The following is a 21,424-nucleotide window of genomic DNA, read 5'->3' on the forward strand; positions in this document are numbered from 1 at the left end:
CTCTACCACGGCCTGTTTAAAGGCCAGAGTGTAGTCTTTCTGTGTGCGCTTAACTCGTTGACTCATCACGCTCTCCCAAAATAAGGACGGGAACGTGTCAACTCTATTCAGGACGGGTCACAGATATAAAAAAAGTCCCCCGAAGGGGACCCAGGTGGAGCACGCCAGCTCACTCAGTGTATCGCTTACCAATCTCTGTCGGGGCGATGTAGCAAAGAAGGAAGAGACACCTATTTAACGCTGGGAACTCTGTTCATTTGCTTCTTACCTAATATATAGCGAACTGCGTGCCAGTTTAATTTTTAATTAATAAAAACAATATCTTATTAAAAATTAAAACTGAATACTTATCGAAAGGTGTTGTTGCCAATGCCAAAGCGCACCATCTATGAGCATGGCTGGCTGGTTTTGCCTCATAACGAATCGCTCTATTGGAAATTCCGTTTAACGTTGAGCAGAGAAGTGCTTCTAGCGTGGTCGGTTGATCTCATCTTCAGCACATGCTGCTAAATCTTTTAACACCTGACGCTGCTGCTCATTTAAACGCCGTGGCACGGAGTCAATAATACAAAGCGTTCCTATCCTGAAGCCCTCCACCGTTGTCATTGGTATGCCCGCGTAGAAGCGTATGCCTCTATGTACTTTTACCAAAACAAAGTCTTTAAAACGGCTGTCTTGGCTGGCATCTTCAATCTCAAAAATTCCTTCTTCCTGAATGGTATGGGCACAAAACGACTCTTCTCGACACGTTTGGGTAAGCGCGATCCCTTGTCGGGATTTAAACCATTGGCGATCTTCATCGACTAACGTTACCAGCGCAGCCTCTACACCAAAAAACTGGATTGCCAGCCGAACAATTCTATCGAAACGCTCTTCTGGCGGGGTATCCAAAAGCGCTAGTTGGCGCAGTGCCTGTAGCCTTGCTTGCTCACCCTTTACCATGGCGACACCCTCTTCTTCGGTAATGGATAGCATCATTCATGCAGCAATGCTGCTTAGATCATTTTGATTAGTAAAATGTATGCATTAATTTAGCTTTTGTCGCCGGTTACGCTATTTTTACATTTACGTTTCATAAATTATAAAAATTATCTTTTTATTATCAATTAGTTAAAAAATATCATTAAATCAAAATTTACAATCAAAAAAGGCCATCATAGGATGGCCTTTGGTCGTTGCCCGCAACGGCACTAGGGCGTGACGATTATTTTCACCTGCGCCTTATCACTCAACAGTGCCTCGAATCCCTCTTCAACAATATCTGCTAGCGGGATGCGTTGGGTTACCATATCTTCAGCGCGGAAGTAGCCTCGCTGCATTAGTGCCATTACCGCCGGATAAACATGGCGATAGGCAATAATGCCCTTCATGGTACGCTCTTTAATGACCAAATCGTTGGGATGGAAACTGGCTTCTCCTTCCCAAATACTGACCACGATTACTTCTCCGCCTTCGTGAGTGCTGTGCAAAGACTGATTCAGTACGGCCGGAATCCCGGTCACTTCGAACGCTACGTCAACGCCACCGTTGCTCAACATTTGTAGCTTCGCCACTGCATCTTCTTGCTGCGGGTCCACTACGATAGCACCAAGCGCTTCGGCCTTAGCTTTACGTGAAGGAGCTACCTCGACGGCGTAAATTTGAGCGGCGCCTGCTGCTTTTAGTGCCTCGATGGTCATTAAGCCAATCGGGCCCGCGCCAAATACTGCTGCGCTATCCCCTGCCTTCAAACTACTTTGACGAACGGCATGCAAAGCAACCGCCGCTGGCTCTACTAGTGCCCCTTGCTCGAAGCTGAGGTCATCCGGCAGCTTATGCACCATGTGCTCCCCCATCACGGTGAACTCCGAGAAGCCACCGCCGCCACCAGAAAGGCCATGGAAACCCAATAGTGGCGTGAGGTTGTAGCGCTCCATCTGATAAGCACCGTTCTGGTTAGGTGAAAGAATCGGCTCGATAGCGACGCGATCCCCCACTTTCACCCGGGTTACGTTGTCGCCTACCTCCACCACTTCACCAGCGAATTCGTGCCCCATGATAATCGGTGCTTGATCACCGCTAATGGGGTGTGGCTTATCAACCGGAATAAAAATCGGCCCAGCGGCGTATTCGTGCAAATCGCTACCACAAATACCACACGCCGCCACCTTAACTTTTACCTCATGAGGGTCGTTAATCGTCGGTATCGGCATTTGCTCAACACGCAGATCTTTCGCTGCATACCAAACCGCTGCCTGCATAGTGCTCTTTTCATCTTTGCTATAGGTCACAGAGAAAATCCCCCATCTACTGCAATGGCTTGACCAGTTACGTGTTCGGCGCAAGCCAGATAGACCACCAGTTGCCCCATATCCTCAGGAGTTTGCGCTTCGCCCTGAGGCAGTAAGGTTTTTTGATGCCTCTCCCAGGAGGCCTGCTCAGTTTCCCCCTCTTCGCGCCACCTCCCAGCAAGACCATCTTCTCCCCGCCACATACCAGTGCCGACGACCCCAGGGCATAGCGCATTCACTGTCACGCCATCGGATGCGACTTCCTTAGCGACAGCATTGGTAAAGCCAATGACCGCAAACTTAGAAGCGGAATAATGGGAAAGATTAGGAAACCCAACCTTGCCAGCGATGGAAGAGACGTTAACTATCCGCCCATATCGGCGTGGCCGCATGACTTCTAACTCAGCCTGTGTACACAGAAATGTACCTTTGGCATTGACCGCCATGACACGATCCCACTCCTGCGCAGACAGCTCCTCAACCGAATGAATACTGATAATTCCTGCGTTATTGACAGCAATATCAAGTTGCCCGAAATATTCTTGCACCGCCTGTATCAGCATATGCACCGATTCGGAGGACGAAACATCGACCTGTAGCGCAATACTACGACGGCCAAGCGCTTCGACCTTAGCAGCCGTTTCTTCTGCAATTTCGATATCCAAGTCGGCGACGGCCACATCCGCACCAGCTTTTGCCAATGCCATAGCAATACCCTGGCCTATGCCACGCCCTCCGCCAGTGACTAATGCAGTCTTTCCATTCAATTGCATGAGCGTCTCTCCTCTTTAATTAATTGAACCGAGCCGGTATACCGACTCGTATAAACGCTCAGCCCAAATGATGAACTGGCTGCAGGCCATAGACAGGGGTATCTAGCCCTTCCATGCGTGCTTTTAACTGCAGCGCTAAATAGCGTGAGTAATGCCGCGACTGGTGTAGGTTGCCGCCATGGAACCACAGTGCCTCTTGCTGAGTGGGCTTCCACATATTGCGCAGCTCTCCTTCCCATGGGCCGGGGTCTTTGGTGGTATCGGAACCTAATCCCCAGCACTTGCCGACTTTATCGGCCACTTCTTGAGAAATAAGCCGTGCCGCCCAGCCATTCATCGAGCCATAGCCGGTGGCATAGATGATCAAGTCAGCATCAAGCTCGCTGCCATCAGTCAGCGTGATGGAGTGCGGATTAATGTGCTCAATGCCTACGCCACTGCGCAGTTTGATATCGCCACTGGCCACCAAGTCGCATGCACCTACATCGATGTAATAACCCGAACCGCGGCGCAAATATTTCAAAAACAGCCCCGATTCATCGTCACCGAAATCGAGCATAAAGCCTGCTTTCTCAAGCTTTTGGTAAAACTCAGCATCGCGCTTTTTAATCGCCTCAAAGGCGGGGCGCTGAAAATCCGGTAATACTTTGTACGGAATCGAGGCAAACACTAGATCGGCTTTCTCATGGGTTAAGCCATTCGCCACAGCCTCTTCCGAATAAAGTGGTCCTAACACCTCTTCCATCAGTGAGTCTGACTTCACAATATGAGTAGATGAACGCTGCAGCATGGTGACATCGGCATCGTGCTCCCATAGTGCGGCGGCAATGTCATGGGCCGAGTTATTAGAGCCCACGATGACGCATTTCTTACCTTTATAGGCATCCGGCCCGGGGTGTTGGCTAGAGTGCTGCTGCTCGCCTGCAAAGTTTTCTGCCCCTGGGAATTTAGGCACATTGGGCATCCCAGACATACCGGTAGCCATTACCAACTGCTTGGGCCGTAGCGTGATCTCTTCGCCGTTGCGCTTAACCTTAACCAGCCACTCACCTGCGGCTTCGTCGTAGCTAGCATTCTGACACTCGGTGGAACTCCAATAATTGAGCTCCATCACTTTTGTGTACATTTCCAGCCAATCGCCCACTTTGTCTTTCGGGGCGAATACCGGCCAGTTATCTGGGAAAGGGATATAGGGAAGGTGGTCGTACCACACTGGATCGTGCAAGCAGAGCGACTTATAGCGCTTACGCCAGGAGTCTCCCGCGCGCTCGTTTCGCTCAATGATGATCGTTGGCACACCCAGTTGCCTTAACCGTGCGCCTAAACCAATACCGCCCTGGCCACCGCCAATAATCACGCAGTAAGGCTGCCGAGTGTAGCCCAGCTCCGCTTCTTCACGCTGCCGTGACTCCAACCACGTTTCACGCTGCTTATTGGCACCGTGCTCAGCCCCTTTGGCACGATGGTGATTGCACTGCTCGGGGTAGTCGTTCAGTGCTTGCATGGTGGTTAACAACGTCCAGCACTTGCCTCCTTTAAGGCGCAAATAGCCTTTACCACGGGCAACCGCGGTATTGAAAGTAAACCACGCATCGTAGACGTCGCCGTTTTCAGTGGCCTCGCCGTCTAACTGCCAGTCCGTAGGCTGTGCGTTATTGAGCGTGGCATTGAGCATGGCCTGAATTTCATCTTTGCCTTCGCAGGTTTTTAAATTCCAGGTAAACGTAAGAAAGTCACGCCAGTAGCACTCGTCTCCGAACAGAGACAGCACTCGCTCAATATCCTGGGTTTGAAGGGCAGTATCAAAATCGTGCAGCCACGCTTGAACAGTATCCGTGGGGGTTTGCTGGACTTGTGCCGTTATCTTTGACATAGCGGGTACTCCATGTGCATTTGTTATTGTTGAGTTAACTGTGATGCACCCAATACATAGCAGCCGCCGTGCCAAACCAATCATATAAAAAATAAGCAACTGAAAAATATATAATTTATCTACATACAGACAAATAGATAAGACAGCGAAAGTGCCGTACACCTGTCACGCCGTTTACAGCTTAACGTTACAGGTGTAACGCACGACTAACGGCGTAAGCAGACCACGTTGACTCTGGGGGTAAAGCGCATAGGCTGAAAGAACAATAACGACAGCGCCCAACGAGTAACGCCATGCTGCATTCCACGCTTGCACCTTCACGGCTTCAATCTGAACAACGTCGACATATCGAGCATATTTTTCAGCTCGGTGAAGGGCTAGATACCCCCAGTTTGCCTGCCCAAGCCACCATTCGTCGTTCCTGGCTGCGCTGCCTAAATGAGTATCAGCTAGACCCTACTCATCCACGCCCAGCACGGGTGGTGCCGCAGCAAACATTGATTGAGCACCGCGAGTCTGTTGATGAGTTACTGCATGTCGCCCGCGCCGGGGTCGATCAGCTTTATGGGCAAATAGCGCAGCTTGGCTACGTACTACTCGTCACCGACCACCGTGGCATTACCGTTGAGTTTCGCGGCGACCCCAACCAGGACCAGCAATTACGCAAAGCAGGCCTCTACCTGGGGGCTGACTGGGATGAACGCTTTGCAGGCACCTGCGCTGTCGGTACCTGCTTGCATGATCGCCAGGCGATTATCTGCCACCGCCAAGAACACTTCGATGCATCCCATATCTCGCTGACCTGCACCGCCGCTCCTATTGCTGACCCTCAGGGTAATGTGATGGCCGTGTTAGATATCTCCGCGCTGCAGTCGCCTACCCAACACGAAAGCCAGAATTTCAGCCTATCGCTGGTAACGCTTTATGCGCGCATGATTGAGGATGCCTATTTTCTGCAGCGCTACCGCGACTGCCTGATGGTGCGTCTAGATACTTCCCGCGAATTTGTCCACGTAAACGGACGTGGTTTAATCGCCATTGAAGAGAATGGACAGGTAATCGCGGCCAACGCCGTTGGCCGCGAGCTAATCGCCGAACACCAGCACCGCTGGCCACCTTGGTCGGCAAATCACACCCCTATGCTGGGTGAACTATTCGAGTGTGAGATCGCCGATATACTCAGTATTAATAGCGGTACTGATGATCAATTGCGTGCCTTCCGCGCTCGCGCCAGCAACACCATCCACTTTATAAGCCTGCTGGAGCCCCGCCGCCCCCGCATGGCTCAACGGGCAACACCGCTTACTTCTGAACTGCCGGAACCCTTAGCTCGGCTGGGTGCCGACGACCCTGCGATGCGCAAAGTACAAAAACTGGCCGACCGCTTGCGCAATGAAGCTAACGTGAACGTACTGATTAGCGGCGAAACCGGCACCGGCAAAGAGGTCGTTGCACGGGCGCTGCACGAAAGCGGCAACCGCGCCAAACAACCGTTTATTGCCGTCAACTGTGCAGCCATTCCCGAGTCACTGATTGAAAGCGAACTGTTTGGTTACGAACCAGGCGCCTTCACCGGTGGCCGTTCAAAAGGGATGCGCGGGCTTATTCCACAGGCTCATGGAGGCACGCTGTTTTTAGACGAAATCGGGGACATGCCGTTAGCGTTGCAAACCCGGCTGTTGCGCGTGCTGGCCGAACGGGAAGTCATGCCGCTGGGGGCTAACACGCCAGTTAAAATCGATATTCGCGTTATTACAGCCACCCATCGCCATATCGAAGAAATGATCCAGCAAGGGGAATTCCGCGAAGACCTCTATTACCGGCTAAACGGTGCTCAGCTGCGACTACCCGCGCTACGCGAACGCGCCGATAAGCTATTTGTTATTCGCCGCGTGTTTGAAGATGTCGCCGCCGAACGCGCCACGCAAATATCGCCGCGTCTACGCGCAGATGCTATCAGTGCGCTGCTCGCGTATTCATGGCCCGGCAATATCCGTCAACTTAAAAACGCTCTAGCTTTTGCCCTGGCCACTTCGGAAAGTGACGAAATCACCGTTCACGATCTGCCAGAACAGTGCCTTAGCCAGCGAATTACCCGCAACGCGTCGGCCCAACTTGAAACGAACGCCAGCGAAGCCCTTTCAGGTTCACTTATCGATCTGCTCAAGCAACATCACTGGAATATCAGCGCGGTTGCCCGTGAGCTAGGCGTTTCGCGTCCCACGGTGTATCGGCAAATGCAGCGCCAAGGGATTGTGCCCCCCAACTGGCAGGGCTGATAGCCAATTGCTCTATCCACTAGTTGGCTATGGGGTTTACCCTCACGTACACTTGTTTGAATCTATTTTTAAACAACTCGTTTCGACAAGCCGAGGCACTCCCCATGGCGTTTGATTCAACCTCTTCTTACATCGCAACTGATGCACTCAAACAGGCAGTCAATGCCGCGGTTGTGCTACAGCGTCCACTTCTCCTCAAAGGTGAACCCGGTACCGGTAAAACACTGCTGGCCGAGGAACTCGCTGAATCCCTGGGCACTAAGCTGATTACTTGGCATATCAAGTCCAGCACCAAAGCCGCTCAAGGGCTTTATGAGTACGATGCGGTCAGCCGCCTGCGCGATTCCCAGCTGGGCGTTGAAGGGGTGGAAAATGTCGGTAACTACATCAAGCCCGGCAAGCTGTGGGAAGCTTTCACCGCGGGCAAGCGTGTGGTGCTGCTAATTGATGAGATCGACAAAGCGGATATCGAGTTTCCCAACGACCTGCTGCAAGAGGTTGGACAATAGCCAGCAAAAATATACTATTTGTGTAACGAGTGAGTGATTTTTCCTACAGCAAAGGGTTTTCATATCTCTAATAATTAGTATATGTACTATATGAATATACTATTGAGAACCATCGTGAGCGCGAGTTATCCATGATGACCTTGATTTCAAAGCTGAAGTGTTCCTAGGGTGTTCACGAAACACCTGTGTAAAGCCTGTGTAAACTGCTGGACGATACAGATTACGATGAGCAGTCGATGAGCGTTTTAATTGCTAATGAGTATGAATATGCGTGCTTCAGCACGATCAACCAACAGAGAAGCTGTTTACGCTGAGCTGGTTTTAGCAGCTTCATAGCCAATCAGAACCCAACTATCTTTTGGGACTGACCAGATATGATCCAGTTCAGCTCGATTAGTTTCATGCCCAGATTATGCGATCTACGAGCGCCTAAAAGAGCTTCGTAAACCTGGCAGCTAACTGAATATCTTCACCTACTGCTTAAGCTTTTGGCCTATGCCTGTTTATTGAACGGATGCTATATAAGAGTCAGTAGATGATGGTGGTAATATTCCGAGAAGCTCAGAGTAAGCAACGGCGGTTCGACCGATAGCATTTCATTCTCGTTATAGCTTTTTGCTAAGGTTGATTGGTTATCATGCTCAACTGACCGGCTTTCTTCATTTCGGCAGATTTGATTAGAGCGTGCTTTTTCCAACTGCAGCCTCAGTTTTTGGGTTTGAAGCATTGCCTGGTCTTCGGGAAGATCGTCAGCAATTCGCTGTGAGTATTTCCGCAGTAATGGCTCGGCAATCACATAGAGCCATGCTTTATCATCTGAGTCGCCCATTTTGCGTAAAACGCGCCCTAAAACCTGCCGATAATGCAATTCCGTGCGAATCCTACTCAGGTACGCACAAACGCATAACCGTTGGATATCAGTCCCTTCGGAAATCATGCTTACCGCGACAATCCAGCGCGTACTGTTATATCGGTATTGGTCAATTAGCTGATGCGCCTTCGGTGTTTGGCTAGTCACCACTACATAGCTTTCACCCTTGTGAAGCAAAAGCTCGGCGATCTGATGGGCATGTTCAATGTCAGTAGCCACTACTAGACCGCCAGCATTAGGCACACTGTTCCGCTCCTGGTTAAGCCGGTCTATCCCAAGGTCTAGTACCGCATTCAGGATATCGTCGTGTCGCAACAGGTCTTCGTAGCTGACTGGCGATTCACTAAGCAACTGTTTAAACGAGGAAAACGCTCTTACCGATGCTGTGCTCTCGTTCTCTTCGGTCAAGCGGATCAGTGGGTTATCGATGAGCGTAATTCGTGGCGAGCGACATACGCCGTCTTTAATGGCATTTTTCAGGTCATAACGGTAATCGCAGATGAGTTTGCCTTCTGGATCGCTGTAGCGAGCTAATGCGATAGGTAAGTCATCTGAACGCCAAGGCGTTCCTGACAGCGCTAACGTGTAAGTAGCCGCATTTTGGATACGCTGAATTATTTTCTGACCCCACGTGTTGCTGAGGAGCGGATCATGGCCTGCACAGTGATGTATCTCATCGAAAATGGTCAAGGTGCGATATTCTGTGAATAACGTCCAAAAATCCTCAGGATGATATTCCATGGATTGGTAGGTATATGCAGCCCCTACCGACGCAAGCGTATCGCCAAACCGCTGATTCAATACAACAGTAAAGGTGCGCTGGATGCCAGCCACCACTTCTCTCGTTGGTGCAAAGCAGATAACAAAATCAATATGTCCTTCTTCAAGGAGCCATCGCGTAATTTCAGCTGCCAGTAGGGTTTTGCCGCTCGCAGGGGTGGCTTGCACGAACAAGTCGTTATGAAGTAAGTAGTGGGCTTTCGCTAGTGCCAGGCACTCTGCTTGCCATCTCCGCAGCCTCGTGCTCATGAGCTCCCCAGCCGGTGTAGCGACTTCTCTAACGCACGAACTCGGCCCATTAAGCGGGCACTCCGGTCATAAGCGTCACGATGATCAACAACGATACTTGGCTTGAGATCCGGATACTCATCCATAAGCTCACGGAACGCCTCGACTTCACCCAGTGTAGAAAGGAATTCACTTTGCGTTTCCTTTAACTCCTTCTCCAAGGCGAATTGGCTAGCAGCTTTTCTTGCAATAGTGCTTTGTACGCAGCTGTCTTCTTCTTTTGGGGTTGCGTTTGCGTTTGTCGTCTCCTTGGGTGCTTGAGTCACTAGGCGCTGGTGCCACGTTTCAAAGCTTTCCCCCTCCAGGCACAAGTCCGCTTCTCTAATTGAAGGCAAAACAAAATAGAGCTGATCGCGTTTGCGTTTTTCACGGTCTTTCTCCACCAAACCAGCTGTGATTAGCTTTTTTATTCTTTCATAAATAAAACGTCGCAGAGCAGCGTGGTGCTCTGCGGCGATGCCATGTTGGTGTGCGTACTGGTCACGGAGGCTGCGAATAGTGAATTGAGCGTTATCAGTTTTTAAAAGGAGCTCGAAAATGCGCTCCTCAATCGAAGGAAGGGTACCCGACATGACCATCACCGTAGGAGAGGTAAAAAATAAATACGGATTATAGTCCGTGGCCAGATAGGCCGCAACGAAGGATAGTCCCGCCCAAAAGGAAATGAGGCGGGTATGGGTGAGCTAGCGACGATGCTGGGGAAAAATATCAGGGAGAAGCGGAAGAAGAACGGCTTCTCGCAAGACGCCTTTGCCTTAGCCGCTGGTATCGACCGCAGCTATATAGGAAGAATCGAACGAGGAGAAGTTAATATCACTGTGGAAAAGCTATATGAGATCGCTGCCGTGCTCCAATGCGAGCCAGCATCTCTTCTGCCTGCTCAAGCTACTCGGTGAAGGAAAGGGCACAAATCGGCCAGAAGCGGTCTTTTAGATATTTCGCATATACGCCTAAATGGTTTTGCTAACTGAGCTATTGCATCATCTCATGCGCTTGAAGATGATTTTTATATCAAGTGGTATATCAATAAACCAATACAGCTATAAATACTTAATGACACTGGTTCGAAGAAAACCTCTAGCACTCAAGAGAGCGCTAGAGGCTAATCTGTTAAAGGGCCTTAACTAACTCCCCGTATTCGCCACCCACACGCAAGACAATGATCACATCGTTGTCATTGCGGTTACGGAAGAACCAGCCATGGTTGCCAGTGAAAGCGGCTTCTAGCTCACCTTCATCTTCGGGCACGCCACGGCCTTTTTCGTAGCTAATGGAGTTCCCATTGCCATCACCGTGTGTGTCAAAGTTGACAGGGCCACCTTCGGATACCCAGGCAAAGGTAGCAACCGCCCCTTCTTGCATGGTGAGTTTGTACTCCGTGCCTTCTCCTGGCGTCAGGGTAAAGCTCACCTCATCGCTCCACGGGGACGCTTCTTCCGCTTGCGCCGTCTGTGAAGCAGCTTCCTCCGTCGCTAATGCCTCCGCCAGTGCCATGCTGGCATCGGTCATCACCCTGTCAGAATCTTCGAGTGAAGGTGCTACGGGATCACTCGCTGAGGCTGAATTGGCTGTTTGGGGAGCTATCTCTGCCTCGGACGTCGCAGTCTGAGCATCAGCATCGTTTACCGGCGCAGACTGGCGATCACTGACGATTCCTTGAGATGCCGAGGGTTGAGACGCCTGTTGGGCCATGGCTTGATCGTTGGCTTGGTCGAGTTCGGCTTCCTCAGCCAACTGGGTCTTGATTTCGCCCATCTCAGTCAGCCCCAACAAGCGCCCAGCACCGGTGGGGTCAATGGCATACTCGGCAGGTAACACGACGGTGATCAGCAAAGCGACAGCAATAACGGCGGCCATCAGCGTAGAGCGAAGTAACTTACCCGTTGACGGTAGTTCGGCACGGGTTGGAAGATCAGTGTTATACATTAGGGACTCCCTCAATTAGGCAATGAAATAGCCGGTGAGTTGATAACCCACCAGTATAAAACCAGCACACATCATGGCGACGTTGGCGGTATACGCGTGGCGTAAGAAGCCCGTCGTGCGTCGCCAGAAGCCCATCACAATGAGAATGGCGCTCAACGCTAGTAGCTGGCCGATCTCGACGCCTACGTTGAATGCCAGGAGATTAGGGACGAGACCATCAGGCGAGATATCGTATTCAATGATCTTGCTCGACAGGCCAAAGCCGTGAAACAGACCGAACACCAGTGTGGCGACCTTGGTGTTGGGCTGAAAGCCGAACCAGCGCTGATACGCCCCGATGTTATCGAGCGCCTTGTAGACAACGGAGAGTCCGATGATGGCGTCAATTAGGTAGCTATTGATGCCGATATTGAAGTACACCCCTAACAGCATCGTCGTCGAGTGACCGATGGCAAAGAGGCTGACGTAAATGGCGATATGCTGCATTCGGTAGAGGAAGAAGATGACCCCTAGCAAAAACAGGATGTGGTCATACCCCGTCACCATGTGCTTGGCACCGAGATAGATGAACGAGATCAGGTGAACGCCATAGATCTCCTGGATATACCCTTTGTCGCCTTCAGCAACGGCGTGGGCAAGGGCTTCACCACTGGCTCCCAGGAGCATCACCAGCAGTGTGAAAAGGGTCAGCGCGTGGCGTCGGGCCAAAACAGGCAAGCCGAACGCACCCCCTAGTTGGGATGGAAACATAAAACCTCCACGGGTTTGTCATTAAGTGTTGGCCGTCCAGTGGACGGCCCCAGTCATCCAGCGATGACCGGCCGTGGAGGACGCTCCAAGCGGTAGACACGACGCAGCGGTAGGCCGCTGCGTTCGCCTAGCCGCAGGGCGTCGCGGAAGTTCGGCTCGACGGCAATGCCCGTCCCAGGCCGATCCGCTTTTTCGTGAAAGTGACTGCCACTCTCATTATGGAGGTGGCGACTATCTTCGTGCTCGTGGCCATGGGTATGCCCATGGCCCTTCTGCACATTCTCATGGAGAGACAACTCAACGCTAACCATGCTCGCCGCCCCATGCGCACGCGCCTCACCCACACTGGTGATTACCAGGCTAGGCAGGAACAGCAACAGAAAGGTCAGATAGCCAAGGCGGTGGCGCAGCCGATTGAGCATGTAGAGCAACCAGGATAAAAGTAAAAATCATAAAAATAGATAACCGTCTGCCTTGAACCATAGCGTTGGCAGAATAACGGCGATAGATTACCATCCCCTCCGGGGGGATAGGAATATAATAAGGGAAAAGAAAATGACAATGCATACTCACCAATCACATCCCGATATCATCAAGCGCCTGAACCGCGCTCGGGGGCACCTTTCGAGCGTAACCCAGATGGTAGAGGATGGACGCCACTGCCTGGACATCGCTCAACAACTCCATGCAGTAGAAAAAGCCATTCAACAAGCTAAACGCACTTTAGTCCTGGATCACATCGACCACTGCATGGACGAAGCACTAGGTACTCAGAATCAAACGCAACGGGCGCGGGCTGAAGAGTTCAAGACGATTGCACGCTACCTGTAAGTACTTTTAGGCTCCCCTCATTTGAGGAAGTTCTATGCTCGATGTACTCGACCACCGCATCTACCGCCATCTCTTTTTAGCTCAGGTCATTGCACTGATCGGCACTGGCCTGACCACGGTTGCGCTGGCGTTACTGGCTCACGATCTTGCTGAAGGTCAGGCAGGTGTTGTGCTAGGCACGGCGCTGGCGATCAAGATGGTCGCTTACGTGGGCATTTCCCCTCTGGTCGGCGCTTATGCATCACGCCTGCCTCGGCGCACCTTGCTGGTTAGTCTGGACTTGATGCGTGCAGCCGTGGTTTGTGCACTGCCTTTTGTTACCGAAGTGTGGCAGATCTATGTGCTGATCTTTCTACTCAATGCTTGTTCAGCTGGCTTTACGCCCGTTTTCCAGGCGACGATACCTGACATTCTCGAAGACGAGGAGAAGTACACACGTGCATTATCCCTGTCACGTCTCGCCTATGATTTAGAGAACCTTCTTAGCCCGATGGTGGCGGCGGCACTGCTAATAGTGATGGGTTTTGATGTTCTGTTTGTAATCAATGCTCTGGCCTTCGTTATCTCTGCCGCCCTGGTTATATCGGTGATCCTGCCTGCGTCTCACCCCCTAGAGGAAGCCCCCGGCGTCTGGCGTCGCGTTACTCATGGTATGCGGATTTACCTGAAGACGCCCCGGTTGCGCGGGCTACTGGCGTTGAACCTGGCTGTTTCAGCCGCCGGGACCATGCAGATCGTCAACACGGTGGTACTCGTACGCTCGGTGTTGAATTTGGGCGAGAAAGAAGTCGCACTGGCCTTTGCCGCCGCAGGCGGGGGCTCCATGCTAATAGCCTTACTGCTGCCCAAGGTGCTGGAACGGGTGTCCGAGCGGCCAGTCATGCTGCTGGGTGGCGTTATGATGGCACTCAGCCTCTACCTGGGCTGGCTGGGCCCATCGTTTGCGGGGCTTGTCGGGCTATGGTTACTGCTGGGCGCTGGGGCCTCGTTGGTCATGACCCCCACCGGGCGCCTGCTCAAACGTTCATGCCAGCCGGAGGAGCGTCCAGCGCTGTTTGCTGCCCATGTCACACAGCTGTTGGCTAGTCACCTATCCGTTGGCAGGCTGGCTGGGAGTGAACCTGGGACTGACGGGTACGTTCGCTTTGCTGGGAACGGTGGCCCTGGCGGCAACGGGGCTCGCGGCCCTTATCTGGCACGCACATGACCCGATGGCTCTTGAGCACGAGCACGCTGCCCAAAGTCACACCCACCTGCACTACCACGATGAACATCATCAGCACGAACATGAGGGATGGGAGGGGCCGGAACCTCATCGCCATTCCCACCATCATTCCCCAGGCTCACATGGGCACGTCTTTGTTATCGATGACCACCATTCCCATTGGCCATCGTAAAACGAGTAAGGACGCGGGCTTGGGAAATAAACGTGGGATGCGAACTGCCAATCTTACTAACGCGGGTATACAACATGCTCACCTTTTATTAAGGCGTAATATTAATAGGAGGTTTTTGCGCAAAGTAAGCTTTAACAGGCTTGCTAGTGTGGCAATGTGTAGGTGTAAAGAAAACGACGCAATCTTATTTTTAGCTTACCGTAACGAATCGACCCGTAACGCACTAGCAAAGTAAATCCTAAGTTTAATACAGCGCTTTCGTTTTAGTAATGTATGACTTGAATGCGCCTGCTGTACTACAAGAGTCCGTTAGAACGGCGTGCAGACAGCAGGCGAGCTTTTATCACCCTACTAAAGGGTCATAAATGGCTCATCTTCCTGGCCTGTAAACGTGTACACATTGTAAGGGCTTTCTTGTGGCCCCGGCATACCCGGTGTGCCAATGGGCATACCCGCCAAACCGATACCGTCAATATCGGGTTGTTCCTCAAACAGCGCCTGCACGGCTTCCATTGGAACGTGGCCTTCGATCCAATACTCGCCCATCTCAATGGTATGGCATGAACCCAGGCCATAGGGCACGCCTGCCTGCTGCTTAATATCACCCAGCTCTACATCGTCAATAATCGTCACTTCTACGCCGAGCTCTTCAAGATGGCGTGCATAAGCGTCACAGCAGCCGCACTGGGGGTTTTTATACAATGTTGCCTCTGGCGGTAACGCCGCCTGGGCGGAGACCGCCCCAAGCAGCATGGAACCAGAGAGTAAAAGCTTGGTGCTCATATGTTGCATTATTTTCAACTCCTTAGCGTGAACGACTGAAGAGGTACTTGGCCAGCGAAGCGATCGCCAAGCCAATTAATAACAGCATGGCCAGGGGCATCAACCAGCCTAGCCACCCCATTGACCCCATAAAAGCAAAACATTCCGCGTTCATCATGCCATCACTCCTAAAAAAAGAGGCAATCGCCAAGGCTTATTGCGGGCCATGGTGGCTGGGCATGCTTCCTCTCATCTGTTCACGCTGCTCATCGGTCAGTAAGTCCTGCATCTGATTATGCATGCGCACGTTATCAGCCATCATATCGCCATGAAGGTTGGCCATTTGAGCATGCAGCGCCTTTATTTCCTCTGGTTCAGGGCGTTCAGTCTGCATGGTTTGCATCATGTCGTCGCGCAGGTTCATCAATTCGCCCATCCGCTCAAGCTGGGCCGCGCGGTGTTCTTGGCGCATCTCACGCATGGTACTCATCTGCTGCTCGTCGAGCATACCGCCAATGCCGGACATACTCCCCATGCCTTCCATCATTGGACAAGGCATCATCCCGCTTTGCCCTCCCATCATCATTCCTGGGTACATGCCTTCTTGACTGCCCATCATCATGCCCGAACCCATACCGACTTGGCCGTCCATCATATTGCCCTGACCTTGGGCGCCTTGGCTCATACCTTGAGCGAAGATGGCGCTGCTGGGGACACTGAGGCTTGCAGCCAGACCAATGGCAAAGATCATCTTGTGCTTAACCATGATATTTCCTCTTATCATGTTGCTGGTCGAGACATCGCCTTATCCATTAAAAATGGAAGAAGGCGGAGTTAGCTTTCGTTATAAGCCTACAACCTATAGGTGGCCCAAAGGTAAAGGAGAAACCGATCCCAATACCTAAGTGTTGTCACAGATCATTTTTTCCGCCATTTTCAGCCCTGTTTCAGGTCGGTTGGCACGTTATAACACCGACTCATTTCCATGAAGAAAAGCACGACGCCATGCGCCTTGTTCGCCAAACAGGGCAGATGAACGATGTAAGAAGGCTCAGCCGAATCAGTTTTAGCGCCTCCGCGATGAAGTAACGGCATCCATTCAACCCTAAAAATATATAAGGATACGGTATGCAAAAGAAGACGAGTTCGCTCCCTATCATTCACGCTACCTTAGCAACGCTGTTGCTGTCGCTAGCAATCCCAGTGCTGGCCCATGAAGGGGGCGCAAGCACTTCGCCTAAGGATGGCGTCACCATTCAGGATTCCCCAGCAGAGATTGGCATCGAGTTTGGTGGCATGATGCGCATCACCCAGTTTGAAGTGACAGGCCCAAACGGCCCCGTTCCTCTTGATGGTCAGCCAGGCAGTGAACAGGTCGAACGCTACGTCGTGAAGCCCGGTGAAATTCTTTCGGCTGGGGACTACCAGGTGCACTGGCGCGGCCTATCGGATGACGGACACATGATGTCCGACGGTTTTAACTTCTCGGTCGAGCCCTGACCCGTGGCTTGGTGGTTCTCCGTAAATAGCCTCGATGTCTGGACCGTCGCGATGATTCTCGTGGCGGCCGGGATTTACCTTAGCGCCCTAGTCGCGACGGGGGCCGTGTTGTTTCGTCTAGCGTTTCCCCGGCTCCCTGATCACGACCGGAGGCGCGTCGCCCGCATGGGTGTCCTTTCTGCCTGGGCGGGGGTCATCCTGATTCTGTTCCAGTGGTCTTTAGAAGCTGGTTACCTTGGAGGCGGCAATATAGCGGCTGCAACCAACCCAATGTTGCTCGGGATCGTGTTCGATGGTGCGTCCGGGGGTCGACTAATACTGGTGGTAGCTGGTTTGCTGCTGGTCCAGGCGATTCAGCTTAATAACTTAGCGTTCTCGAAAACAGCCAACAGCTTGAGCCTAGTAGGCGTTTTATTGGTGATGCTGGCATTCGTGCAGGTGGGGCATACAGTAAACACCCCACGCCTCGTTCTGGCTGTCTTGCTGATCGTTCACCTGATGGCGGCAGCATTCTGGGTAGCCTCGCTGTGGCCGCTGTTCCACTTAGTGGGGCAACATTACAACCACGGCAATACCGCCCGCATTCTGACCCGTTTCGGGCAACTCGCCATGGGCGGAGTTGGCGTGTTGGTACTGGCGGGCGTCACTTTGGCCACGCTGCTAACAGACGGTCTCACACCCCTGCTCACCACGGCATATGGACAGTTCTTGATCGGCAAAGTATTGATTGTCGCGGTGCTGCTGTTATTTGCTGCCGCGAACAAGTGGCGGCTTGTACCTGCCTTTGAGAGCGGCGATGCAACAGCCCCACGACGTTTGCAGCGCAGTATTGCGCTGGAGGTGGTGCTGGTCGTGGTTATCCTGCTGATCACGGCGGTGCTGACAAGGGTGACATCACCGAATGGGTGACCGTCAGGACAACCACCTTAGGTAGTTAAGAACCTAGCTTAATAGCTATAAGCAACGCTATCCGGAAGGCAAGGCCGATGCCATCCGCGCGCGACAAGAGATGCACACCCGCCACGTGGCCGTGGTGGTTCGTGGCATCTTGATGTGGTTCAGAAATTGTAGCCCAGACCAATCGTATAAGCCCAGATACCGTCCTCCTGAAACGCATCGGTGGCATCGTCGGTATCGCTGAACAGGAACTGATACTCAGCGCGAGCGAGGAAATAGGCCTTGGGCAGAACATAGTATTTCATACCCGTTTCCCGTCCCGCGAAGGCGCTGTCTTTGACGCCGTCTCCATAGATACCACCGAGGCTAGCACCGACGAAGGGCCGCGCACGACCATCAAGGAACTGATGGGTTAGGTAACCACGGGTTGAGCCGTTCCAGAAACCATCTGTGACGCCCGCCTTCGCCTTCGACATCGGCGTAATTGACGCTTTGCCGAACACCGGCAACCATGTTATCCCTCAGATGCCAACCAAGATCAACAGTCTCACGCCGAAGTTTCCGCTATTAAAATTCCGATCGTTACTGCCAGTTCCAGAGATCGAAAACTCACGGACACCCCCTTGTGGGCCGTACTCTGAGTTTTGGGCGGATGCTGCCCTAGGCAGAACAGCGAGAAGACAAAAAGCCATTGCTGCAGTGTTGACTCTATTCATGAGGAGACCCTTCCTGACATTATTAGGATTGTATTTCCATAATGCACTATTCGTTATCTAGCGCGGATAGTAACGCGACCGATACCTTGGCGATCAAACGACACGGACCCGCACCATCATGTTCAGGGTCTGACATCACACGATCTGTGCGTTAGCACACACGTATATGATGGAATCTGAAAAACTGGCTACCGGATTGAGGATATGTGCTTCACCACAGCCGATCGACTCACCATCGGCATTATGCTCGGCTACATCGTATCCGGACTGATCATTCTTAGGCATCAGTTCCCGGCTGCCTTGCTAGCAACGGTTCTTTACTGATCATTTATTAGTTCTGGTCGACCGGTCGATTCCACCGCCTCGACTGGGTCAGCGACGCGACATGGTTTCTATATGAAGGCCATCGCTCGGCTAGGTGGCTATCTATATCGCTCCAGAGATACCCCTTTAAGGGCAGCCTTCATTGACGAGGTTTCATCCGCGTAGCTGATAATATTGTAAGTTTCCAGGCTTTAAATCCAAACGCAGGAAAAACTTGCGCGCAATTGAAAGGTTGCTGGGAGCAATTTCCGAATAACTAATCGCGGGCCGAAGTGAGGCGATCGCCTTGCAAGATGAGTTCCACGCCCTATCACGATAATCGCATAAGTTGTGGGACAAACTCTTTAGATCATATTTTTGATAACTAATCTTTCATGAGAAGCACAGGTGCGAACCCCCCACCTGGCGTACGGAAATTGGTCGTCTGTCCTCGATAAAGTCTCGCTGCGGCCATTAACAGTGTGCCGCGATAGGTATACAGTCTAACGTCGACCTTGAGATTTTTACGCTGTCCATCGACCAGAACGAGGCGTTCGGAGGGAGGCACATGGGCCTGGGCAATATAGTCGCTTTCCAAGATTTGGCTGAATGTTTTTTTGGTGAGTTTACTTCCCCGGTACACTCCCTTACTTCCGTGGCCTGCGACAGGTTTGAAGAACCACTGCCGTCGCTGTTGCCAAAGGGTATCAGCATTATCAGCGCTGACCTGTAAGGTACGGGGAATACAAGAGCGAAGTAATTCGGCATTTTGAGCGCTCAACCCCCAAGCCATAAGCGTCGCGGGATCTGATAACACAGCCAAGTTGCGTTTGTCCGCGAACAATGCGTGTGCATGGGGATTTGGGGTTATGACTGCGCCTCCGTCCAACCAGGCAGAGTGTAAGGCGGAGTTTCCGGGTGCTTCGAGCCCAAAATCCACTAAGCGATTGTAAACCATATCTACTCGCTTACCGCCGCTGTATAGCATGCCTGACTCATACCGAAGGTCGCCAGGCGAGAGGATGAGAGCATCAATGCCATGACGCCGTAATAACTGCTGGGCAAGTTTGAATTCAGGATAGAGGTATTGCCCCATAGGCTGATCATCAACGATAGCTATCCTCTCCAGACGTCCATTGCCACGCTGGGCACGCCATTCGCTCTCGAACTGGGCTATCACTTTAGCCTCGAAGTCGGCAGACCCGGCCGCACTTTTAGCATCACCACAACACTGCAGTTGGGCCCGTACCAGGATCGCGTTAAGAAATGCACCTCCGGCATTGGTATTGATTTCGATGAGGCGAGGCCCGTCCTCGCCGAGATGGAAATCATAGCCCATGAAGACACCTACTGGGCCGGGGTTTAACTGTGCACTTTGCGGGGCCCAAGACAGTACTTGTCGCTGATAGTCGGGAAGAGCGGCGGCGTTTTCTATGGCCTGAACAGTGGCCCTCATCTGCTCCAGAACCTGAGATGGGACAAAGACAGCGACATTCGAGAAAAGTTGATGCCAGGTCGAACGGATAAAGGCCTCATCGGCATCGTCGCCCAACTGGTCGATAAGACTTTGGGTGGCTGCTCGTCGGTCTAGAGTGATACAGGTGCAGTGCTGGTTCAGCCTTTCTGCTTCTGTCATCCCTGGGGAGCCACTGGTCTTTTGCAAGAGCTGTCCTCTGGTTTTTTCACGCTGATCTAGATCAAACTGGCCAGCATCGGCTGGTCATTGAGTTCATGAGGGCGATATTTAACGAGCTACACCTTCTGCTGATAGATCAACGTCGATGATGAGCGCTCATGGTGCTTGTACGCTCGCATTAACATCTTGTGGCAAAACTTTCAGGAAATGTAGACACAAGGGTTAATATAGATGAAGTGGAAAGCCGACGTCCGGTCATAGCGATAAAAGTAACTAGCGCTACCATCATCATCAACAAGGGGCAACTATTTTCTGCCGACAATGATGCGCAGTGATGACCAAGAGCATCCCTGCTGCCGACATCGGCAACTGAACAAATTTCACTATTAAGCGGAAGATGCTGTATTGAATTAAAAAAGGTCCCGAAATAAGGCCTTGCGCTTGCAAGTTTTCGTGATAGCTACTTATCCGGCAGGTCATATTTTTACTGTAGGTTCAGGCTCGTTTCAGGTTAACACCGTATAAAGAACGGGTGACAATAACCCCTGAGGTAAATGACCATGCGCTACACTCTTTTAACAACGTCTTTGTTTGCCCTTTCATTAAGTCTGATCACGGGCGCGGCGCTGGCTGCACCCGGCCACGGCGGTGGTGGCAATAACCTAACCGAGGCTGACGTTGACCGCACGATCAGCCTTGAGGCTGGCGATATGTGGTTCGACCCTGAAGAGCTAGAACTGGCGGCTGGGGAGGTGGTTAAATTTGAAATCACCAACACCGGCAATTTAGAACATGAGTTTGTGATTGGTAGCAAAGAAGCCCAAGAAGAACATCGTCAAATGATGCTAAACATGGCCAACGGCGGAGGCCACGATATGTCGAATATGTCACACGGCGGCGGTCACGATATGGCCAGCATGGACATGGCAGGTGCCACCATTGCGCCTGGTGAAACCGGGACTTTATTATGGAGTGTCCCTGACAATGTTAACGAGCTAGAGTATGCCTGTAACATTCCTGGTCATTATGAATCCGGCATGTACGGTAATTTTTCTCTCTAATC

General features: G+C 51.9%; 21 protein-coding genes and 1 pseudogene. 8 read left to right on the top strand and 14 right to left on the bottom strand.

Features of this window, described 5'->3' with window-relative positions; genetic code table 11:
* Window positions 1-468: 468 nt before the first annotated feature.
* The 4 genes from K7H08_RS17930 to K7H08_RS17945 form a co-directional block, all read right to left on the bottom strand.
* Entirely contained in the window at window positions 469-978 is a 510-nt protein-coding gene (locus K7H08_RS17930; protein WP_231658653.1) for a GAF domain-containing protein, read from the bottom strand.
* A gap of 212 nt (window positions 979-1,190) precedes the next feature.
* Window positions 1,191-2,240, bottom strand: a complete 1,050-nt coding sequence (locus tag K7H08_RS17935; protein ID WP_231658663.1) for a 2,3-butanediol dehydrogenase — start codon at window positions 2,238-2,240, stop codon at window positions 1,191-1,193.
* A gap of 26 nt (window positions 2,241-2,266) precedes the next feature.
* Window positions 2,267-3,043: an SDR family NAD(P)-dependent oxidoreductase gene (locus K7H08_RS17940; RefSeq protein WP_095604198.1), complete on the bottom strand. Its 777-nt coding sequence runs from the start codon at window positions 3,041-3,043 to the stop codon at window positions 2,267-2,269.
* A 58-nt stretch (window positions 3,044-3,101) separates the two neighbouring features.
* Window positions 3,102-4,916, bottom strand: coding sequence for an NAD(P)-binding domain-containing protein (locus K7H08_RS17945; protein ID WP_231658654.1), 1,815 nt, complete (start codon window positions 4,914-4,916; stop codon window positions 3,102-3,104).
* Window positions 4,917-5,209: 293 nt separating this feature from the next.
* Between K7H08_RS17945 and K7H08_RS17950 the strand changes: the two genes are divergently transcribed.
* Window positions 5,210-7,195: a sigma-54-dependent Fis family transcriptional regulator gene (locus K7H08_RS17950; RefSeq protein ID WP_231658655.1), complete on the top strand. Its 1,986-nt coding sequence runs from the start codon at window positions 5,210-5,212 to the stop codon at window positions 7,193-7,195.
* 104 nt (window positions 7,196-7,299) lie between these two features.
* Window positions 7,300-7,695 (top strand): annotated as a pseudogene (locus tag K7H08_RS17955) (AAA family ATPase); the annotation flags it as partial.
* 526 nt (window positions 7,696-8,221) lie between these two features.
* On the opposite strand, the gene K7H08_RS17960 reads toward K7H08_RS17955, so the two are convergent.
* Together K7H08_RS17960 and K7H08_RS17965 are read right to left on the bottom strand one after the other, a co-directional pair.
* A complete protein-coding gene (locus K7H08_RS17960; RefSeq protein ID WP_231658656.1) occupies window positions 8,222-9,604 on the bottom strand; it encodes a DEAD/DEAH box helicase in 1,383 nt (460 codons plus the stop codon).
* Window positions 9,601-10,215, bottom strand: a complete 615-nt coding sequence (locus K7H08_RS17965; protein ID WP_231658657.1) for a hypothetical protein — start codon at window positions 10,213-10,215, stop codon at window positions 9,601-9,603. The genes K7H08_RS17960 and K7H08_RS17965 overlap by 4 nt, the downstream gene beginning before the upstream one ends.
* Before the next feature lie 102 nt (window positions 10,216-10,317).
* Between K7H08_RS17965 and K7H08_RS17970 the strand changes: the two genes are divergently transcribed.
* Window positions 10,318-10,539 carry a helix-turn-helix domain-containing protein gene (locus tag K7H08_RS17970; protein ID WP_231658658.1) on the top strand — a complete coding sequence of 74 codons (222 nt, stop codon included), beginning with the start codon at window positions 10,318-10,320 and terminating at the stop codon, window positions 10,537-10,539.
* Window positions 10,540-10,753: 214 nt separating this feature from the next.
* Here the strand turns inward: K7H08_RS17970 and K7H08_RS17975 are convergent, their stop codons facing one another.
* Genes K7H08_RS17975 through K7H08_RS17985 form a run of 3 tightly spaced genes read right to left on the bottom strand, consistent with a single transcriptional unit; the run spans window position 10,754 to window position 12,741 of the window.
* Window positions 10,754-11,569 (bottom strand): hypothetical protein, encoded by an 816-nt coding sequence (locus K7H08_RS17975; RefSeq protein ID WP_044630691.1) that lies wholly within the window; start codon window positions 11,567-11,569, stop codon window positions 10,754-10,756.
* Window positions 11,570-11,584: 15 nt separating this feature from the next.
* On the bottom strand, window positions 11,585-12,319 hold the full coding sequence (locus K7H08_RS17980) for a HupE/UreJ family protein (RefSeq protein ID WP_152621797.1): 735 nt from the start codon (window positions 12,317-12,319) through the stop codon (window positions 11,585-11,587).
* 53 nt (window positions 12,320-12,372) lie between these two features.
* Window positions 12,373-12,741 (bottom strand): hypothetical protein, encoded by a 369-nt coding sequence (locus K7H08_RS17985; RefSeq protein ID WP_022522208.1) that lies wholly within the window; start codon window positions 12,739-12,741, stop codon window positions 12,373-12,375.
* A 133-nt stretch (window positions 12,742-12,874) separates the two neighbouring features.
* Here K7H08_RS17985 and K7H08_RS17990 point away from each other — a divergent pair, with 133 nt between their 5' ends.
* Complete coding sequence (locus K7H08_RS17990; RefSeq protein ID WP_044630689.1) at window positions 12,875-13,150, top strand: metal-sensing transcriptional repressor; 276 nt, start codon at window positions 12,875-12,877, stop codon at window positions 13,148-13,150.
* Window positions 13,151-13,184: 34 nt separating this feature from the next.
* On the top strand, window positions 13,185-14,357 hold the full coding sequence (locus tag K7H08_RS17995; RefSeq protein ID WP_442908349.1) for an MFS transporter: 1,173 nt from the start codon (window positions 13,185-13,187) through the stop codon (window positions 14,355-14,357).
* Between the two features lie 541 nt (window positions 14,358-14,898).
* Here the strand turns inward: K7H08_RS17995 and K7H08_RS18000 are convergent.
* Genes K7H08_RS18000 through K7H08_RS18005 form a run of 3 tightly spaced genes read right to left on the bottom strand, consistent with a single transcriptional unit; the run spans window position 14,899 to window position 16,075 of the window.
* Window positions 14,899-15,339 (bottom strand): DUF411 domain-containing protein, encoded by a 441-nt coding sequence (locus K7H08_RS18000; RefSeq protein WP_008957442.1) that lies wholly within the window; start codon window positions 15,337-15,339, stop codon window positions 14,899-14,901.
* Window positions 15,340-15,352: 13 nt separating this feature from the next.
* Window positions 15,353-15,487, bottom strand: coding sequence for a hypothetical protein (locus tag K7H08_RS18445; RefSeq protein ID WP_008957443.1), 135 nt, complete (start codon window positions 15,485-15,487; stop codon window positions 15,353-15,355).
* Between the two features lie 36 nt (window positions 15,488-15,523).
* Entirely contained in the window at window positions 15,524-16,075 is a 552-nt protein-coding gene (locus K7H08_RS18005; RefSeq protein WP_008957444.1) for a hypothetical protein, read from the bottom strand.
* A 362-nt stretch (window positions 16,076-16,437) separates the two neighbouring features.
* Here K7H08_RS18005 and K7H08_RS18010 point away from each other — a divergent pair, with 362 nt between their 5' ends.
* Entirely contained in the window at window positions 16,438-16,809 is a 372-nt protein-coding gene (locus K7H08_RS18010; protein WP_008957445.1) for a copper resistance CopC family protein, read from the top strand.
* Window positions 16,810-16,974: 165 nt separating this feature from the next.
* Window positions 16,975-17,718, top strand: a complete 744-nt coding sequence (locus K7H08_RS18015; protein WP_231658659.1) for a copper resistance D family protein — start codon at window positions 16,975-16,977, stop codon at window positions 17,716-17,718.
* A 149-nt stretch (window positions 17,719-17,867) separates the two neighbouring features.
* Here K7H08_RS18015 and K7H08_RS18020 read toward each other — a convergent pair whose 3' ends face one another.
* Window positions 17,868-18,209 (bottom strand): hypothetical protein, encoded by a 342-nt coding sequence (locus tag K7H08_RS18020; RefSeq protein WP_231658664.1) that lies wholly within the window; start codon window positions 18,207-18,209, stop codon window positions 17,868-17,870.
* Window positions 18,210-19,110: 901 nt separating this feature from the next.
* A complete protein-coding gene (locus K7H08_RS18025) occupies window positions 19,111-20,361 on the bottom strand; it encodes a hypothetical protein (RefSeq protein WP_008957448.1) in 1,251 nt (416 codons plus the stop codon).
* Between the two features lie 560 nt (window positions 20,362-20,921).
* Here K7H08_RS18025 and K7H08_RS18030 point away from each other — a divergent pair.
* Window positions 20,922-21,422, top strand: a complete 501-nt coding sequence (locus K7H08_RS18030; protein WP_231658660.1) for a cupredoxin domain-containing protein — start codon at window positions 20,922-20,924, stop codon at window positions 21,420-21,422.
* Window positions 21,423-21,424 lie beyond the last annotated feature (2 nt).

Origin of the sequence: Halomonas sp. IOP_6, assembly GCF_021151565.1 — a bacterium.
GTDB classification, from domain to species: Bacteria; Pseudomonadota; Gammaproteobacteria; order Pseudomonadales; family Halomonadaceae; genus Vreelandella; species Vreelandella alkaliphila.

What these genes read in the sequence shown, in the direction of transcription:
- K7H08_RS17930 (WP_231658653.1), bottom strand. Translation starts at nt 978, where the DNA reads ATGATGCTATCCATTACCGAAGAAGAGGGTGTCGCCATGGTAAAGGGT.
- K7H08_RS17935 (WP_231658663.1), bottom strand. Translation starts at nt 2,240, where the DNA reads ATGCAGGCAGCGGTTTGGTATGCAGCGAAAGATCTGCGTGTTGAGCAA.
- K7H08_RS17940 (WP_095604198.1), bottom strand. Translation starts at nt 3,043, where the DNA reads ATGCAATTGAATGGAAAGACTGCATTAGTCACTGGCGGAGGGCGTGGC.
- K7H08_RS17945 (WP_231658654.1), bottom strand. Translation starts at nt 4,916, where the DNA reads ATGTCAAAGATAACGGCACAAGTCCAGCAAACCCCCACGGATACTGTT.
- K7H08_RS17950 (WP_231658655.1), top strand. Translation starts at nt 5,210, where the DNA reads ATGCTGCATTCCACGCTTGCACCTTCACGGCTTCAATCTGAACAACGT.
- K7H08_RS17960 (WP_231658656.1), bottom strand. Translation starts at nt 9,604, where the DNA reads ATGAGCACGAGGCTGCGGAGATGGCAAGCAGAGTGCCTGGCACTAGCG.
- K7H08_RS17965 (WP_231658657.1), bottom strand. Translation starts at nt 10,215, where the DNA reads ATGTCGGGTACCCTTCCTTCGATTGAGGAGCGCATTTTCGAGCTCCTT.
- K7H08_RS17970 (WP_231658658.1), top strand. Translation starts at nt 10,318, where the DNA reads ATGGGTGAGCTAGCGACGATGCTGGGGAAAAATATCAGGGAGAAGCGG.
- K7H08_RS17975 (WP_044630691.1), bottom strand. Translation starts at nt 11,569, where the DNA reads ATGTATAACACTGATCTTCCAACCCGTGCCGAACTACCGTCAACGGGT.
- K7H08_RS17980 (WP_152621797.1), bottom strand. Translation starts at nt 12,319, where the DNA reads ATGTTTCCATCCCAACTAGGGGGTGCGTTCGGCTTGCCTGTTTTGGCC.
- K7H08_RS17985 (WP_022522208.1), bottom strand. Translation starts at nt 12,741, where the DNA reads ATGCTCAATCGGCTGCGCCACCGCCTTGGCTATCTGACCTTTCTGTTG.
- K7H08_RS17990 (WP_044630689.1), top strand. Translation starts at nt 12,875, where the DNA reads ATGACAATGCATACTCACCAATCACATCCCGATATCATCAAGCGCCTG.
- K7H08_RS17995 (WP_442908349.1), top strand. Translation starts at nt 13,185, where the DNA reads ATGCTCGATGTACTCGACCACCGCATCTACCGCCATCTCTTTTTAGCT.
- K7H08_RS18000 (WP_008957442.1), bottom strand. Translation starts at nt 15,339, where the DNA reads ATGCAACATATGAGCACCAAGCTTTTACTCTCTGGTTCCATGCTGCTT.
- K7H08_RS18445 (WP_008957443.1), bottom strand. Translation starts at nt 15,487, where the DNA reads ATGATGAACGCGGAATGTTTTGCTTTTATGGGGTCAATGGGGTGGCTA.
- K7H08_RS18005 (WP_008957444.1), bottom strand. Translation starts at nt 16,075, where the DNA reads ATGGTTAAGCACAAGATGATCTTTGCCATTGGTCTGGCTGCAAGCCTC.
- K7H08_RS18010 (WP_008957445.1), top strand. Translation starts at nt 16,438, where the DNA reads ATGCAAAAGAAGACGAGTTCGCTCCCTATCATTCACGCTACCTTAGCA.
- K7H08_RS18015 (WP_231658659.1), top strand. Translation starts at nt 16,975, where the DNA reads ATGGGTGTCCTTTCTGCCTGGGCGGGGGTCATCCTGATTCTGTTCCAG.
- K7H08_RS18025 (WP_008957448.1), bottom strand. Translation starts at nt 20,361, where the DNA reads ATGACAGAAGCAGAAAGGCTGAACCAGCACTGCACCTGTATCACTCTA.
- K7H08_RS18030 (WP_231658660.1), top strand. Translation starts at nt 20,922, where the DNA reads ATGCGCTACACTCTTTTAACAACGTCTTTGTTTGCCCTTTCATTAAGT.